This is a genomic window from Nocardioides limicola (genome assembly GCF_016827675.1).
Lineage (GTDB): Bacteria > Actinomycetota > Actinomycetes > Propionibacteriales > Nocardioidaceae > Nocardioides > Nocardioides limicola.
This window is the reverse complement of sequence record NZ_JAERJA010000003.1, coordinates 247,462-263,333: the sequence shown is the minus strand read 5'-3', so window position 1 is coordinate 263,333 and position 15,872 is coordinate 247,462. Positions and strand designations below refer to the sequence as shown.

Here is a 15,872-nt window from a genome sequence, read left to right as displayed (position 1 = left end):
CGGGACCCGGGCGGTTGACCCAGGCGTTGTCGTTGGTGGCCGCAGTCGCGGTGATCGCACTGATCGCAGCGCTGCTGTGGGCTGCTCCGGGGGGCCGGCCTCACGACGCGGTGGCTCCCGACGACCCGGAGACGGCCGAGGTCAGCGAGGCGGACACCGAGGCAGCCGAACGTGCCACGCAGCAGGCGCTCGACGAACGGCCGCCGGTGCAGTTGCCCGAAGGCATCGAAGCGCTGCGGGACGCTGCGGAGGAGGCGGCGCGGGCGCTGCCTTACGAGTTCACCCTGATGACGTTCAACGTCTTGGGCAGCAACCACACGGTGCCGGGAGGGACCGCTCCCGGCTACGCCCCCGGGCGGCAACGCGCCGGCTGGGCGGCGGACCTGCTGCTCCGGGACCAGCCGGACATCGTCGGCTTCCAGGAGTTGCAGCGGGACCAGTACGCGATCCTGCGGGAGCGCCTCGGCGACACCTGGACCTTCTACACGCCACAGGGACCCGGCGCGGTCCAGACCACCGTGATGTGGCGGACCGAGATGTGGGAGCCGACGTGGACATCGGCACTCGCGACAGCGTTCGTGGCCGGGCCGCGGGTGCGGCCGATGGTCCGGCTCCGCCACCGGACGTCGCTGCGCGAGATCTACCTCGTCAACGTGCACAACTCACCCGGCGGCCGACAGTCCGAACGGGACGCGGCGATGCGGATCCAGATCCCCGCGCTGAACGAACTGCGCAAGGACGGGATACCGGTCTTCTTCATCGGCGACCTCAACGAACGGGCCGGCGTCTTCTGCACGGTGACCACCCGCACCGACCTGTACGCCGCGCGGGGTGGCTCCCGGGGAACGCCGTGTCGGCCGCCCTCGGGACGGCTTCGGGTGGACTGGATCTTCGGGTCGGGGGGCGTCACGTTCTCCGGCTATCGGGAGGACCGGAGCGCGATGGTGCCCCGGATCACCGATCATGCGGTGATCAGTGCCCGGGTGCACGTGCCCTGACCGCCGATGTCCTAGGGTGTCCGAGTGTCATCTGGGGTCCGAGTCGACGAATCCGGAGTGACGTTGCCGCCCGGGTTCACCGGCGCCTGCGACGTCCACTTCGATGACCACCACACGTGGTCGTTCAGTGTCGATGCGCCGTCTCGGGGTAGCGGCGGGACCAAGGTCGAGTGGCCGAAGCGGCTACGGCGCTTCCTCGAAGGTGCCTCGCGGGTCCGAGTCACCTCGGCACGCCGGGTGATCTTCGACGACGAGGTCGCTTTCGGTGACGGCGAGGGCCGGGTCAGCCTGCGGGACAAGCACGGCGTCCCGTTCATGGTCGACAAGTGGGGACTGCTCCAGCACCCGTTCTCGGGACGGGACAAAGCCGTGGTGACCGAACTGGTCGAGCTCACCGAGGTGGTGCTGCAGATCCTGCGCGAGGACTGTGGCATCGATGCGTGGATGGCCTTCGGCACCCTGCTTGGCGCCGCTCGGGAGGGCGGTGTCATCGGCCACGACTCCGACGTCGACCTGGCCTACCTCAGCGAGGCTTCGACACCGGCCGAGATGGCCCTCGAACTCTACGGGATGACGCGGGCGCTGCGGCGCCGCGGCCTGCGTGTGGTGACCAAGTCCGCTTCGTTCATCACCGTGGTCTTCACTGCCTCCGACGGGGTGATTGGCAGCATCGATGTCTACACCACGTTCTATGTGGGGGAGTACCTGCACGAGACAGCGACGGTGCGGGCACCTGTGCCCCGAAGTGCGGTGCTGCCCCTGACGGAGCTCGAGTTCGAGGGACGCATGCTGCCCGCACCAGCCGACGTCGACGCGATGCTCGCGGTGAGCTATGGACCGGGCTGGCGAGTGCCCGACCCGTCGTTCCGGCACCAACCCTCGAACGAGATCAAGCACCGCTTCGACGCGTGGTTCGGCAGCCTGATGCGTCAGCGCCGGGAATGGGAGAGCCGACTCGCCGAATCGGACGACCTCAACGGTTCCGAGTTCGCCGACTGGGTGCTCGCCAGCACCGCCACCGACGCTCGGATCGTCGACGTGGGTTGCGGTCGGGGCGGCGACGTCCTGCACTGGGCCCGCGCGGGCAGGTGGGTGCTCGGCCTCGACTACGCCCGTGGGTCGTTCCGCCCCGCGGCGCGTGTGGCCAAGGACGAGGGCCTGCGTGCCGGCTTCGGCCAACTGAACCTCCTCGATCTACGCAGCACCTGGACACGCGCGGCGATGGTCTCCCGGGATGCTGCCCCAGCACATGTGGTGACCGCCCGCGGCTTGGTCGAGGCACTCGACCGTGACGGGCGCGAGAACTTCTGGAACTTCGTCAGCATGGTCGTCCGGGGCGGTGGCTCCCTCTTCCTCGAGGGCGAGGCCGTGGGACGAGCGAGGCCTGCCGTGGATCGGGCCGACGAGTCCGGCCCCCGACTTCGCCCGGTCGACCCGAGCGACCTGATCGCCGCTGCCGAGCGACTGGGGGGCCGGTTGATCGACAGTGCCGGCACCACCGAAGCTGGCCTCGTCCTCCGCACCCGGAGCGACCGTGCCGTCCCGGCAAGGTGGCGTCTGGCGTTCGCCTGGGGCTCGACGACCGAGTCCACGGGGAGTCGTGATGACTGAGCGCGTGTTCCTGCACGTGGGAGCCCCCAAGTCGGGCACCACGTACCTGCAGAACGTGTTGGCCTTGAACCGGGAGAAGCTGGCCGCTGCGGGGATCGCGGTGGTGGGTGAGCGACATCTGGACCGGGTGCACGCGGGCATGGTGGTCCGGGAGGACCGACGGCTCGCGGATCTGCCTCCCGCCGCTGCCGAGGCCTGGGGCCGTCTGGTTGCCCAGATCCGTCGCTGGCAGGGACCGACAGCGGTGCTGAGTTACGAGCTGTTCGCCGGGGCTTCGGCTGACCAGGCGGCGCGAGCCCTGAGCGATCTCTCCGGTCTTGAGGTGCACGTGGTGATCACCGCCCGCGACTTCGCGCGAGCCGTCCCCTCGGCCTGGCAGGAACGCCTCAAGTTCGCCCTCACCACGCCGTTGGAGGAGTGGCGCCCCAAGGGCGAGAAGGCAGGTCCCCGTGCCGAGTGGGGCTGGCGCACCATGGACCCGGCGAAGGTCGCCGCCCGGTGGGGGGCCACGCTGCCCCCGGACCGGGTGCATGTGATCACCATGCCGAAATCGAAGGCCCATCGCGATGAACTGTGGCACCGATTCGCCGCCGCGTGCGGAATCGACGTACCAGGACTGGAGATGAACGTGGAGCGCACGAATGAGAGTCTCGGGGTGGTCGCCGCCGAGGTGCTGCGGCGGGTGAATGTGGCTGTGGGTGATCGATTGGTCGGCAACCGCGAGCAGGCGCGCTGGCTGCGGGACACTCTCGCCCACGGCGTACTGGCCGGGTTGGATTCCGAGTCGATCGGGGCCACAGACGAGCAGGTGGCTGATGCCGCCCGCCGCAGCAGGCGGGCGATCCGGGCTATCACGGAGGCCGGGTACGACGTCCGTGGCGAGCTCGGGGACCTCGAGGCGTCCCGGCCGGGCGGACGCACTCCGGGCCAGGTATCCGACTCCGAGATCGCCGAGCTCGCGGTCCGGGCTCTGGCGGAGCTGTTGCTGAGACAGGCCGCCGAGGCCGACGAGGCGCCGGTGCCACGTCGGTCGCCCCGCCAGGCCGCCAGGGGGCTGGTCAGCCGCGCCACCGCAGGGCTCGTCGATCGGCGTGCCACGGCACTTGAGGAGAAGGCTCGGGACCTGGAGGGCCAGCTCGCTGAACTCCGTGCGCTGCAGCTCCGGGTGGCCGACCTGTCCGACCTCGTCCGAGAGCTCCTGTTGCCGGCTGCCAAGGCTGACTCCAAGGTCACCGGGGCCGCGCTGCGTCGCTACCGTCAGGAATCGGTGTGACCACCGGCCGAGTACGCCGTCGGCTCCGGGTGCTAGCGGGACTCGACCGCATCCACGGGTTGAGCGAAAGGTTCAGCGTGCTCGAGGTCGGTGTGGCCGAGGAGGCCGTCCTGCTCGCCGGCCTTGAACGTCTCCTCGATGAACTCGACCAGGACCTGTCGGTGGTGCTCGGCGAGTGGCCAGCCAGCGAACCTGACGAGGAATGACTCGCGTTGCGAGGTTAGGATCTCCCGAACCGCCAACTGCCTCCGCAACTCCCTGCGGGCGTGCGTAGACGAAGGGTACGAGCATCATGGGTCGCCTCTGCAGCACCGAAGGCCTGACCGACATCCAGGAGGAGATCCTGAAGACGGTCCGGCAGTTTGTGAACGCCAAGATCATCCCGGTTGCCCAAGAGCTCGAGCACGCGGACGAGTACCCGACCGAGATCGTCGAGGGCCTCAAGGAGTTGGGCATCTTCGGGATCATGATCCCCGAGGAGTACGGCGGGCTCGGCGAGTCGCTGCTCACCTACGCACTCTGTGTGGAGGAGATCGCTCGCGGCTGGATGAGTGTCTCCGGTGTGATCAACACCCACTTCATCGTTGCCTACATGCTGATGCAGCACGGCACCGAGGAGCAGAAGCAGAAGTACCTGCCCAAGATGGCCACCGGCGAGGTTCGCGGTGCCTTCTCGATGTCCGAGCCGGGGCTGGGCTCCGACGTCGCGGCCGTCTCCACCAAGGCCGTGGTCGCGACAAGCTCGGCCGACGGGACCCCCGAGTCCTACGCGATCACCGGCCAGAAGATGTGGCTGACCAACGGCGGCTCCTCCACCCTGGTCGCGGTGCTCACCAAGACCGACGAGGGCGCTCAATCGGTCTACAAGAACATGACGGCGTTCCTGGTCGAGAAGACCCCCGGGTTCGGTGAGGTCGCCCAGGGCATCACGGTGCCCGGCAAGATCGACAAGATGGGCTACAAGGGGATCGACACCACGGAGATGATCTTCGAGGGTCACCAGATCTCGGCCGACCAGATCCTCGGCGGCGAACCGGGCAAGGGCTTCTTCCAGATGATGGACGGGGTCGAGGTCGGTCGGGTGAACGTGGCCGCCCGCGCCTGCGGAATCGCCTGGCGCGCCTTCGAGCTGGGCATCGACTACGCCCAGCAGCGGGAGACCTTCGGCAAGCCGATCGCCCAGCACCAGGCGGTGCTGTTCCGGCTCGCCGAGATGGCCACCAAGGTCGAGACCGCGCACACCATGATGGTGCGGGCCGCCCGGCTCAAGGACACCGGCCAGCGGATGGACGTCGAGGCCGGGATGGCCAAGATGGTGGCCAGCGAGTACTGCAACGAGGTCGTCGAGGACTCCTTCCGGATCCACGGGGGCTACGGATACTCCAAGGAGTACGAGATCGAGCGTCTCTACCGTGAGTCGGCGTTCATGCTGATCGGTGAGGGGACTTCCGACATCCAGAAGATGATCATCGGCCGGCGACTCCTCGAGGATTACGCGACTGGGTCCTGATCGGCGACGCGATGGCTAACCGCGTGGTGCTCCATGTGGGGGCGATGAAGTCGGGGACGACGTACCTCCAGTCCACCCTCTTCGCGAACAAGGCAACCCTGGCCAGTCAGGGCGTCTTGGTCCCCGGGCGCACCTGGGGGCAACATTCGAGGGCAACCCGAGACGTCCTGGGGCGCACCGACCTGCCCGGCCGCCGAAGCCACGCAGGCGCCTGGCAGCAGGTTCTGGACGAGATCGACGCCTGGCCGGGCACGGCGGTCTTCTCGATGGAGCTGATGGGGTCCGCCTCGCCGGCTGGCATACGCCGGGTGATGGGCAGCTTCCCGCACTGCCAGGTGGAGGTCGTGCTGAGCCTGCGGGACCTCAATCGGAGCATTCGCGGCATGTGGCAGGAAACGATTCAGAACGGCCGGTCCTGGACCTGGCCCGACTACCACGCTGCCCTGAAGCGAGGACGTCCCCGGGTCGAGCGAGCTCCGGGCGACGTGACCCGCGCAAGCAGGACCTTCTGGATGCAGCAGAACTCAGTGCGACTGGCACGACGATGGGCAGACGTGGCCGGCGGAGTCACGCTGCTCACTGTCCCGCCCCCCGGTGCTGCCCCCACCGTGTTGTGGAATCGGTTCGCCGAACTGGTCGGCTTCGACCCGGTCGGCATGGTCCCCGGCGAGCGGGTCAACACCGCAGTCGGTGCCGGATCGGCGGAGGTTCTTCGCGCTTTGAATGCGGAACTCGACCGCAGGGGCCGTTCCTTCCCCTGGTCTGCTCGACTTCGCAAGAAGGTGCTCGCCAAGTCGGTGCTGGCAGCGCGCCGCGCGGACGAGCCGCAGATCGGTCTGCCGGTCGCCGACTGGGTAGGGGAGCAGGCTGCGACGATGACCTCTGAACTGAAGCAGTTGCAGCCGCGCCTGGTGGGTGCGTGGGCGGACCTGACCCCGGTCGATGTGCCCGGCATCGACCCCGCGACGGTCGATCAGACACACGTGCTGGCAGCGGCCGAGGCGGCCCTCGTCGGCATGCACGCGGCCGTGGCGGCACGATACCCAGCCTGGTCCGGAGCGCCGAACTCGTCAGGACAGTTGGCGACCCGGATCGAGGCACTGGCCGACCTTCTCGAACAGGTCAACGGCGAATTCGGTGACTTCGGCTGAGCCGGTCACAGGTCGAGCACGAACCGGTCGCCCTCGCGGCGGAAGCCGACGTGCGGGTAGTAGTCGTCCACCATCTGCGGTGAGGTGAGGACTCGCCGGAACCCGTGCTCGGCGAGCATCGAGCTGCGCCGCCACACGAACTCGCCCGGCGTGAAGTCGCGGTAGGCGGGCAGGACGTAGTCAAGCCTGACCACCGCGGTGTCCCCGTCGCCGTCCAGCAGCACCACGCCGACCAACTGTGTCTCGGCGACCACTACGAAGGCGTAGTCGCGCTCGGCCAGGGCACCCACATCGAAGTCGGGCTGATGCTCCGCGATGTCCTCGGCACGCAGCCGCAGCAGATGCTCCAGCAGCCCGTCGTCGGTGCGCACCTGGACGACCTGGTAGGTGGCGGTGTCGTGCCGCGTCCGCAGCAGCTTCACCGTGAACCACACGTTGATCACCGCCAGCAGGGCGTTGAGCGCCACCATCGGCCAGATCTGCAACAGGCCGTTGAAGGCCAGCAGCAGCACGCTGCCGGCCAGGTTGAGGACCCGGAACCGCAGCACCCGGGCCTGCATCAAAGAGATCACCAGGATCGCGGTACCGGTCCAGCCGAGTGCATCGAGCCACGTCACGGGTGCCACCGTAGGCGATCTGCTTGACGAGAAGGGCCACAACGATCACCGTGGAGCCATGTCGCTGGCCGCAGCCTGTCCCACCTGCCCGGAGCAGCTCAGCCGCGCCGAGGGGCCGTGGCGCTGCCCCACCCACGGCGTGGTGACGCCGTTGTGGCGACCCACGCACTCGTCGTACGCCGATTTCGCCGAGCAGCTCCGCACCGCGGGCGACTTCCCGACCTACCTGCCGTGGCCGATGGGGCCAGGCTGGTCGGTGACCGACTTCGCCGTCGTCGGTGACGGCGACAAGGTGCTGGCCACCCTCACCTGCTGTTCGGGCACCAGCGACCTGGACGGCCCGGTCGATGTGCTGGTGGTGGCCGAGGAGCCAGGCACCGGACTCGGCGCCCGGTGTGCGGGCACGCCGGTGCCCGACCCGACCATCGGTCTGGGGCGGCCGTCGGTGCGGATCCGCACCGGCCGCCAGAGCGTGCCCCTGTGGGACGTCTACACCGCCGACGCCGACACCAGGTTCGACCGCTCGGTGGTCGCCGGCGAGGCCGCCGGACGGTGGCTGTGGATGGTGATGAGACCCGCCTCGGCGATGCTGTTGCTGCGCGACGACTGGATCCTTCGGGACGTCTCCGGCGACGGGCCTCACCTGGTCGAGATGCCCTTCGGTGGCACTGCGCCCCCGTGGTGAGCGGTGCAGGTGGCAGGCTGTGCGGCATGCGGATCGACCTGCACACCCACTCCCGGGTCAGTGACGGCACCCAGACGCCCACCGAGCTGATCCGGGCCGCCGCAGCAGCAGGTCTCGACGTGATCGCGTTGACCGACCACGACACCTGCGCCGGCTGGGACGAGGCCGCCGAGGCCGCCGACCGGGTGGGCATCGGGTTGGTGCGTGGCCTGGAGATCAGCGCCGAGGAGGCCGGCGCCTCGGTGCACCTGCTGGCCTACCTGCCGGCGGCTGACCATCCCGGGCTGGCCGCGATGCTGGATCGCATCCGTCAGGGTCGCGACGCCCGGGTGCCGCAGATGGTGGCCCGGCTCCGTGAGTTGGGCAGTCGGATCACTGTCGCCGAGGTCGACCGGGTGGCCGGCCCGGCGGCTGCGGTCGGCCGACCGCATGTGGCCGATGCGCTGGTCGGGCTCGGGGAGGTGCAGCATCGCAACGAGGCCTTCGACCGGCTGCTCGGCCGCGGCCGGCCGGCGTACGTGGACAGGTGGGCGGCACCGTTGGAGGAGGCGATCCGGACGGTCGAGGCCGCCGGAGGAGTGAGCGTGCTGGCGCATCCGTGGGGTCGGGGGACTCGGCGTCACCTGCCCGAGTCTCGGTTGGCCGAACTGGCGGGCGTGGGCCTGGCCGGCGTCGAGGTGGCGCACCAGGACCACCGCCCCCAGGTACGTCGGGAACTGGCCGAGGTGGCGGACCGATTGGGCCTGATCCGGACCGGCTCCAGCGATCATCACGGGACCGGCAAGGTCGACCACGAACTCGGCTGCCACACCACCGAGCCGGAGATGCTCGACGCCCTCCTCGAGCGCGCCGGCCGGGCGCGGGCAGCGGCCACCGGTGACACCGGCGAACGGCTGGGCTGAACGAGGCTCTGCCCGGACTACTTCCGACCCAGTGACTGGGCTCGTTGCAGCAGGCCGCGGGGGATCGCCCGGCTGCCGGCCACCAGCAGCTTGTACCGCTTGCTCGGGATGGAGATCGCCCGACCGCGGCGCAGGTCCGCCAACGCGTCGGCGGCCACGGCGGCCGCATCCAGCCACATGAACGTCGGGGCGGAGTCGTGGCCGACCTCCATCCGGGGATGGAACTCGGTGCGCACGAAGCCCGGGCACAGGGCCATCACGCTCACCCCGCGATCGGCGTACTCCTGGTGCGCCCACTCACTGAAGCTGTTCACCCAGGCCTTCGCCGCGCTGTAGCTGCCTCGCGGCAGGAACGCGGCCACGCTGGACACGTTGATGATGGCTCCGCTACCACGCTCGGCCATCGGCAGCAGCGCAGCGTGACTGAGTCGCAGCACCGCGGTCACCAGGACGTCCAGCAGTGCCTGCTCGGCGTCGATGGGGTTGTCGGCGAAGCGGCCCTTCAGCCCGAAGCCGGCGTTGTTGACCAGCAGGTCCACGGGCCGGCCGGGATCCGAGAGGCGACCCGCGACCCGGTCCACGTCCTCGCGGACCGAGAGGTCGGCGGCGATCGTCTCAACGGCTATCTGGTGGACTGCGCTCAGTTCCGCAGCGGTGTCGGCCAGCCGCTGGGCGTCCCGGGCGACGAGGATCAGGTCGTGGCCGTCGGCGGCCAGAGCGTCGGCGAACGCGCGGCCGATCCCGGCGGTGCCTCCGGTGATGAGGGCGGTCTTGCTCATGGGCTCACTCTCGCAGGTGCACCCGAGGTGAGTGTCGCCCACCCACCGTCTGGGCCGGTGCGGCATGATGGGGCCTGATGAGCACCACACTCGCGATCGCCAACCAGAAGGGTGGCGTGGCCAAGACGACCACGGTCGCCTCGCTCGGAGCGGCACTGGCCGAGTCCGGGCACTCGGTGCTGCTGGTCGACCTCGACCCGCAGGCCTGCCTGACCTTCTCCTTGGGCATCGACCCGGAGGATCTGGAGACGTCGGTCCATCACGTCCTTACCAAGGGGCTGGACGCACGCGAGGCGATCATCCCCACCGACGATGGGGTGCACCTGCTGCCGGCCACCATCGAACTGGCCCGTGCGGAGGCCGACCTGCTCACCCGGACCGGTCGTGAGCACGTGGTGAAGTCCGCATTGGAGCAACTCGAGGACGACGGTGCCGGCTACGACTGGGTGCTGCTCGACTGCCCCCCGTCGCTGGGTGTGCTCACGGTGGCCGCGTTGACCGCGGCGCGCGCCGTGGTGGTGCCCCTGCAGTGCGAGACGCTCTCGCACCGCGGCGTCGGGCAACTGCTGGACACGGTGCACGACGTACGTCGCTTCACCAACCGCAAGCTCGAGGTGTGGGGGGTGCTCCCCACGTTGTACGACGGGCGCACCAACCATGCGCGCACGGTGCTGGAGACGATCTCGGACGCCTACGACCTGGATGTGATCGAGCCGCCGATCCCCAAGTCGATCAAGTTCGCCGAGGCGCCGGCGGTCGGACGCTCGATCCTGTCGACCAGCCGGTCCCACAAGGGGGCCCAGGCCTATCGTGACGTCGCTGCGAACCTGGTGAAGCGCGCCGGGAGTCGCTGATGTCGAGGCACCGGATGGAGGGGGTCCGGCCGCGCTACGGGCGGCTCGCGGTGGCGCTGTGTGCGCTGACGGTGACCTTCGTGGCGGTGCTCGGTGGGCTCGGTGTCGGTTCGCTGACCAAGTCCGGTCAGGTGTCGGCCAACTCCGGTCAGGTCGCGGTCGATCCGGAGGGGCAGGTCGCCGCCGAGCCCGACGGGCAGGTGGCCGCCGAGCCCGAGGCCGACGAGGTGCCGGCTCGGGCCACCGGTCGACCCACGCCCGCCCGGGCAGGCACTGCGCTGGTGCCCGATCCGACCGTGTTGCCCAAGGACTCCGGGTCCGGCTACCGGGTGGTCTTCGCCCAGGCGGCCCAGCGGGTGTGGCTGGTGGACGCCGACGAGCAGGTCAGGCGCACCTACCCGGTCTCCGGCTCGATCTACGACAACCTCAAGCCGGGCACCTACTCGGTCTACTCGCGCTCGGAGAACGCGATCGGTGTGGACAACTCCGGCACCATGCGCCACTTCGTGCGCTTCACCCGCGGTGAGCGAGCCGCGATCGGGTTCCACGACATCCCGCTGAAGAACGGGAAGCCGGTGCAGACCCGGGACCAGTTGGGCACGCCGCTGTCGATCGGCTGCATCCGGCAGGCTCCCGAGGACGCGGAGGCGCTGTGGGAGTTCGCGCCCCTGGGCACCACCGTGGTCGTCGTCGCCTGAGCCAGTCCTCAGGCCGATGCCGGTGAACTGGTGGCGCCGCTGTCGCCGTTGCCGACCACCTGGCCGCCCCGACGGCGGGTCCGGTTCCGGTTCCGGTTCCGGTTGTTGCGGCTGCGCTGCGGCTGATCCGCGTCGGCGGTGTCGCTGCCGCGGGCACCTTGCTGGCCGCCGCGTCCACCACGGGACTGGCCATCACGGGACTGGCCATCACGGGACTGGCCACCACGCGACTGGCCCTTGCCCTGATCGCCCGAACGGCCACCGCGGGAGCGGTCACCCTTGGGCTCGGCCGGCTTCTCGGGGACGATCCGCCCCTTCGTGCCCGGCGCGATACCGAGGTCGTGGTACAGGTGGTCGGAGGTGGAGTAGGTCTCTTGGGGGTCTTCGAACGGCAGCCCCAGGGCCTTGTTGATGACCTTCCACCGGGTCACGTCGGCCCAGTCGACGAAGGTCACCGCGACGCCGGTGGCGCCGGCCCGGCCGGTCCGCCCGATCCGGTGCACGTAGGTCTTGTCGTCCTCGGGGCAGGTGTAGTTGATGACGTGGCTGACGCCGGCCACGTCGATGCCCCGGGCTGCGACGTCGGTGCAGACGAGCACCTTCACCTTGTCCTCACGGAACCGGCTCATCGCCCGCTCCCGGGCCGCCTGCTGCATGTCTCCGTGCAGGGGGCTGGCTGCGAAACCGCGCTCGGAGAGGTCGTCGGCGATCCGCTGCGACTGACGCTTGGTGCGGGTGAAGACGATCACCTTCTCGGCATCGTCTGCCTGCAGGATGCGCCCGATGATCTCCGGCTTGTCGAGGTCGTGGGCCACGTAGATGAACTGGGCGGTGGCCGGCACCATCTGGCTGTCACTGGTCGACTCGGCCCGGATGTTCATCGGGTGCCGCATGTGGGTCCGGGCCAGCGAGACGATGGCGGCCGGCATGGTCGCCGAGAACAGCATCGTCTGCCGGGTCTCTGGGGTGAGCCCGATCAGCTTCTCCACGTCGGGCAGGAAGCCGAGGTCGAGCATCTCGTCGGCCTCGTCGAGCACCAGCGACTTCACGTGCGACAGGTCCAGGACCCGGCGGTTGGCCAGGTCGATCAACCGGCCCGGGGTGCCGACGACGACGTCGACTCCGGCCTCGAGGGCCTCCAGTTGCGGCTCGTAGCCGACGCCGCCGTAGACGGTCAGCACTCGGATGCCGCGGTCGCTGCCGGCCAGGGTCAGGTCGCCGGAGACCTGCAGCGCCAGCTCCCGGGTGGGGGCGACCACCAGGGCTTGGGGCTTGCCGGTGGCCATCTGGGAGTAGTCGGGGTCGTGCTGGGCGACGGCCCGCTGCACGATCGGGATGCCGAACGCGAGGGTCTTGCCGGTGCCGGTGCGCGCCTGGCCGATCAGGTCGGTGCCCATCAGGGCGACCGAGAGGGTCATCTCCTGGATCGGGAAGGGAGTGCTGATCCCCTTGCGTTCCAGGGCGTCGCAGATCTCGGGCAGGACGCCCAGGTCGCGGAAGGTATGGGTGGTGGCTTCGGTAGTCAGTGTTCTTCGCTCTCTGCTCAGGGGCTGCGGCCCACTTCAAGATTGCGAAGGCCGCGGACATACGCGACCAGGAGCGCGGTTCGCCCCCGGTCTGGGGGAAGGGGCGCCGAAGAGTGTTCCGGTGCCCTCGTAGACCCCAGACTATCGGTAGGGTTCGAGCATGACTGAATCCTCGGCCACGAAGGACCCGCGCTACCGCGCCGCAGTCGTCGATCTGCTGGGGGTGATCGCGTACGGCGAGATCTCCGCGTTCGACCGGCTCGCGGCCGACGCCAAGCTCGCTCCGACGCTCGAGGACAAGGTGGCGCTGGCCACCATGGCTGCGGTGGAGATGACCCATGTGGCCAGCGTCCGGGCACGGATCGTCGAGCTCGGCGCCGACCCGTTCGCGACGATGGCCGAGTTCGCCGCCCCGATCACCGCGTTCCACGACCACACCCAGCCGGCGGACTGGTACGAGGGCCTGGTCAAGGCCTACGTGGGGGATTCACTGGCCTGCGACTTCTACCGCGAGATCGCCGAGTTCCTCGACCCCGAGACCCGGGAGTTGGTCACCGAGGTGCTCGCCGACACCGGGCACTCACAGTTCGTGGTGGACCGGGTCCGCTCCGCCATCGAGGCGGATCCGCAACTGGGTGGCCGGCTGGCCCTGTGGGGTCGCCGGCTGATGGGCGAGGCGCTCGCCCAGGCACAGCGCGTGATCGCCGACCGCGATGCCCTGACCGGGCTGCTCGCCGGCGCCGACACCCCGGGGATGGATCTGGTCGCGATCGGGCAACTGCTGGCCCGGATCACCGAGCGGCACGCGGACCGGATGGCCCAGCTCGGCCTGGACTCCTGAGGAGCCCGGGGATTCAGCTGCGGAAGCCGACAGTGCCGACGGTGCTGCTGCCGATCTCGACATAGGCCAGCTTCGCGGCGGGCACCATCGTCCGTCGCCCCTTCACGTCGGTGAGGGCGAGGACGCCCCCGGACTCGACGGCGGCGGACACCAGGGCGGCCACCTCGTCCGCCTCGGCCGCCACGTCGACGGTGAGTTCGCGGGCGGCGTTCTGGACGCCGATCTTGACCTCCACAGGTGCTCCTTCACTCAGTGCCGGCCAGTTCTTGGCAGCGGCGTGACGATTCTGGCACGCGGTCTGGAATCACGACGCCGCGGGCTCGCCCGTGGGCGCGGTGTCAGCACCCCGCAGGGCGCACCTCTCAGCCGATCTCGTCGCTGAGCGGGTAGCCGGCGATCCCTCGCCAGGCGAGTCCGGCGACCAGCGCGGCCGCGCTCTCGCGGGGGATGCCGGCGGTCTCGGTCAGCCAGTAGCGGGCCGAGACCTGGGCCATCCCGACCAGCGAGACGGCGAGCAGCCGGGCCATGTCGGTGGGCAGACCGGTGTCGTCGGCGATGACGTGCCCGATCAGGTCCGCGCACTCGGTGGTGACCCGTTCCACGTGCTCGCGGACCGCGGGCTCGCTGGTCAGGTCGGACTCGAAGACCAGCCGGAAGGCGCCGGTCTCCTCGGCGACGTAGGAGTAGAACGCAGCGACGGCGGCCTCGACCCGGAGCTTGTTGTCGTCGGTGGCGTCGAGGGCGGCTCGGCAGTTGTCGATGATGGTGTCGCAGGAGGCGTCCAGCAGCGCCAGGTAGAGCTCCAGCTTGCCGGGGAAGTGCTGGTAGAGCACCGGCTTGGAGACCCCGGCTCGCTCGGCGATGTCGTCCATGGCCGCCGCGTGGTAGCCCTGGGCCACGAACACCTCGAGTGCGGACTTGAGGAGTTGGACGCGGCGTTCGCGGCGCGGCAGTCGTCCACCGCGCGGTCGCAGATTCGCACCGAAGCCGCCAACGCTCACCGACGTCACCTCCAAGTTCATTGTGTCCGATGCGCAGCCTACTGGGGTCCGGATGTCGGGCTGGCGGGGCACCCCGGTTGTCCGGCGAGGAACAATGGGCCGCGTCCGTGTGTTGCCTGCACGACGCCCATTTGACCAGTACGAGGAGTAGCAGTGTCCCTTCCGCCGCTCGTGGAGCCGGCAGCCGAGCTGACCGTCGACGAGGTACGCCGTTACAGCCGTCATCTGATCATCCCCGACGTGGGGATGAGCGGGCAGAAGCGGCTGAAGAACGCCAAGGTGCTGGTCATCGGGGCCGGAGGCCTGGGCAGTCCGGCGCTGCTCTACCTCGCCGCGGCCGGAGTGGGCACCCTCGGCATCGTCGAGTTCGACGAGGTCGACGAGTCCAACCTGCAGCGCCAGATCATCCACGGTCAGTCCGACGTGGGTCGACCGAAGGCGATCTCGGCCAAGGAGTCGGTCGCCGAGGTGAACCCGCTGGTCAACGTCATCGTGCACGGCGAGCGCCTGGACAACGACAACGTCTTCGAGGTCTTCAAGGGCTACGACCTGATCGTCGACGGCACCGACAACTTCGCCACCCGCTACATGGTCAACGACGCGGCGTACTTCCTGGGCATTCCGTACGTGTGGGGCTCCATCTACCGCTTCGACGGCCAGGCATCCGTCTTCGCGCCGACGCTGACCGATGACGCGCCCTGCTACCGGTGCCTCTACCCGGAGCCCCCGCCGCCCGGCATGGTGCCGTCCTGCGCCGAGGGCGGCGTGCTCGGAGTGCTGTGCGCGTCCATCGGCTCGATCCAGGTCAACGAGGCGATCAAGCTCCTCACCGGCATCGGCGACCCGCTGGTCGGCAAGCTGATGATCTACGACGCACTCGAGATGGAGTACCGCAAGCTCAAGGTCCGCAAGGACCCCAAGTGCGACCTCTGCGGGGAGCAGGCGACCGTCACCGGCCTGATCGACTACGAGTACTTCTGCGGTGCGGTCTCCGAGGAGGCGGCCGACGCCGCCGCCGACGCGACCATCTCGGTCACCCAGTTGGCCTCGATGCTCAAGGAGCGCGAGGAGGGCAGCCGGGACTTCGTGCTGGTCGACGTCCGGGAACCGAACGAGTACGAGATCAACCAGATCCCCGGCTCGGTGCTGATCCCCAAGGGCGAGTTCCTCAGCGGAGCGGCGCTGGAGCAGTTGCCCTCGGACAAGCAGTTGGTGCTGCACTGCAAGTCCGGCGTCCGGTCGGCCGAGTGCCTGGCCATCGTCAAGGGCGCCGGGTACGCCGACGCGGTGCACGTCGGCGGTGGCGTGGTGGCCTGGGTGAACCAGATCGACCCCAGCCAGCCGTCGTACTGACAGACCGCCATTGCCCCTGGGTGGAACACGTACTAGGTTGAAGGGACCCAGTCCAACGTCCCGCTCTGGAGGG

At 69.4% G+C, this 15,872-nt stretch carries 17 protein-coding genes; 12 read left to right on the top strand and 5 right to left on the bottom strand.

Annotated features, from left to right (window positions below):
* Nucleotides 1-14 precede the first annotated feature (14 nt).
* The 6 genes from JKG67_RS08370 to JKG67_RS08345 all read left to right on the top strand — a co-directional run bounded on the left by JKG67_RS08370 (nt 15) and on the right by JKG67_RS08345 (nt 6,543).
* Complete coding sequence (locus JKG67_RS08370; protein ID WP_203336832.1) at nt 15-998, top strand: endonuclease/exonuclease/phosphatase family protein; 984 nt, start codon at nt 15-17, stop codon at nt 996-998.
* Nucleotides 999-1,055: 57 nt separating this feature from the next.
* Nucleotides 1,056-2,609, top strand: a complete 1,554-nt coding sequence (locus tag JKG67_RS08365) for a class I SAM-dependent methyltransferase (protein ID WP_203336831.1) — start codon at nt 1,056-1,058, stop codon at nt 2,607-2,609.
* The gene (locus tag JKG67_RS08360) at nt 2,602-3,882 is read left to right on the top strand and encodes a DUF6752 domain-containing protein (RefSeq protein ID WP_203336830.1); all 1,281 of its coding nucleotides are present in this window, start codon (nt 2,602-2,604) and stop codon (nt 3,880-3,882) included. The genes JKG67_RS08365 and JKG67_RS08360 overlap by 8 nt, the downstream gene beginning before the upstream one ends.
* On the top strand, nt 3,879-4,088 hold the full coding sequence (locus tag JKG67_RS08355; RefSeq protein WP_203336829.1) for a hypothetical protein: 210 nt from the start codon (nt 3,879-3,881) through the stop codon (nt 4,086-4,088). Before JKG67_RS08360 ends, JKG67_RS08355 begins: the two co-directional genes overlap by 4 nt.
* Nucleotides 4,089-4,174: 86 nt before the next feature.
* Entirely contained in the window at nt 4,175-5,392 is a 1,218-nt protein-coding gene (locus JKG67_RS08350) for an acyl-CoA dehydrogenase family protein (RefSeq protein ID WP_203336828.1), read from the top strand.
* A gap of 11 nt (nt 5,393-5,403) precedes the next feature.
* Nucleotides 5,404-6,543 (top strand): hypothetical protein, encoded by a 1,140-nt coding sequence (locus JKG67_RS08345; protein WP_203336827.1) that lies wholly within the window; start codon nt 5,404-5,406, stop codon nt 6,541-6,543.
* Nucleotides 6,544-6,548: 5 nt separating this feature from the next.
* Here the strand turns inward: JKG67_RS08345 and JKG67_RS08340 are convergent, their stop codons facing one another.
* Nucleotides 6,549-7,160: a hypothetical protein gene (locus JKG67_RS08340; RefSeq protein WP_203336826.1), complete on the bottom strand. Its 612-nt coding sequence runs from the start codon at nt 7,158-7,160 to the stop codon at nt 6,549-6,551.
* Between the two features lie 58 nt (nt 7,161-7,218).
* On the opposite strand from JKG67_RS08340, the gene JKG67_RS08335 reads away from it, so the two are divergent.
* Together JKG67_RS08335 and JKG67_RS08330 are read left to right on the top strand one after the other, a co-directional pair.
* On the top strand, nt 7,219-7,845 hold the full coding sequence (locus JKG67_RS08335; protein WP_203336825.1) for a DUF6758 family protein: 627 nt from the start codon (nt 7,219-7,221) through the stop codon (nt 7,843-7,845).
* Nucleotides 7,846-7,871: 26 nt separating this feature from the next.
* Nucleotides 7,872-8,747 carry a PHP domain-containing protein gene (locus tag JKG67_RS08330; protein ID WP_203336824.1) on the top strand — a complete coding sequence of 292 codons (876 nt, stop codon included), beginning with the start codon at nt 7,872-7,874 and terminating at the stop codon, nt 8,745-8,747.
* 17 nt (nt 8,748-8,764) lie between these two features.
* Here JKG67_RS08330 and JKG67_RS08325 read toward each other — a convergent pair whose 3' ends face one another.
* The gene (locus JKG67_RS08325) at nt 8,765-9,526 is read right to left on the bottom strand and encodes an SDR family NAD(P)-dependent oxidoreductase (protein ID WP_203336823.1); all 762 of its coding nucleotides are present in this window, start codon (nt 9,524-9,526) and stop codon (nt 8,765-8,767) included.
* A 77-nt stretch (nt 9,527-9,603) separates the two neighbouring features.
* On the opposite strand from JKG67_RS08325, the gene JKG67_RS08320 reads away from it, so the two are divergent.
* Both JKG67_RS08320 and JKG67_RS08315 read left to right on the top strand, forming a co-directional pair.
* Nucleotides 9,604-10,380: a ParA family protein gene (locus JKG67_RS08320; protein ID WP_203336822.1), complete on the top strand. Its 777-nt coding sequence runs from the start codon at nt 9,604-9,606 to the stop codon at nt 10,378-10,380.
* Complete coding sequence (locus JKG67_RS08315; protein WP_203336821.1) at nt 10,380-11,078, top strand: L,D-transpeptidase; 699 nt, start codon at nt 10,380-10,382, stop codon at nt 11,076-11,078. Before JKG67_RS08320 ends, JKG67_RS08315 begins: the two co-directional genes overlap by 1 nt.
* Nucleotides 11,079-11,086: 8 nt before the next feature.
* Here the strand turns inward: JKG67_RS08315 and JKG67_RS08310 are convergent, their stop codons facing one another.
* Nucleotides 11,087-12,625: a DEAD/DEAH box helicase gene (locus JKG67_RS08310; protein ID WP_238998197.1), complete on the bottom strand. Its 1,539-nt coding sequence runs from the start codon at nt 12,623-12,625 to the stop codon at nt 11,087-11,089.
* A 139-nt stretch (nt 12,626-12,764) separates the two neighbouring features.
* Between JKG67_RS08310 and JKG67_RS08305 the strand changes: the two genes are divergently transcribed.
* Complete coding sequence (locus JKG67_RS08305; protein WP_203336819.1) at nt 12,765-13,445, top strand: ferritin-like fold-containing protein; 681 nt, start codon at nt 12,765-12,767, stop codon at nt 13,443-13,445.
* Nucleotides 13,446-13,458: 13 nt separating this feature from the next.
* On the opposite strand, the gene JKG67_RS08300 is transcribed toward JKG67_RS08305, so the two are convergent.
* Both JKG67_RS08300 and JKG67_RS08295 read right to left on the bottom strand, forming a co-directional pair.
* Nucleotides 13,459-13,680 carry a DUF3107 domain-containing protein gene (locus tag JKG67_RS08300; RefSeq protein WP_203336818.1) on the bottom strand — a complete coding sequence of 74 codons (222 nt, stop codon included), beginning with the start codon at nt 13,678-13,680 and terminating at the stop codon, nt 13,459-13,461.
* 127 nt (nt 13,681-13,807) lie between these two features.
* Nucleotides 13,808-14,467, bottom strand: a complete 660-nt coding sequence (locus JKG67_RS08295) for a TetR/AcrR family transcriptional regulator (protein WP_203336817.1) — start codon at nt 14,465-14,467, stop codon at nt 13,808-13,810.
* Between the two features lie 132 nt (nt 14,468-14,599).
* Between JKG67_RS08295 and moeZ the strand changes: the two genes are divergently transcribed.
* Nucleotides 14,600-15,799, top strand: coding sequence for an adenylyltransferase/sulfurtransferase MoeZ (gene moeZ, locus JKG67_RS08290; RefSeq protein ID WP_203336816.1), 1,200 nt, complete (start codon nt 14,600-14,602; stop codon nt 15,797-15,799).
* Nucleotides 15,800-15,872: the final 73 nt, after the last annotated feature.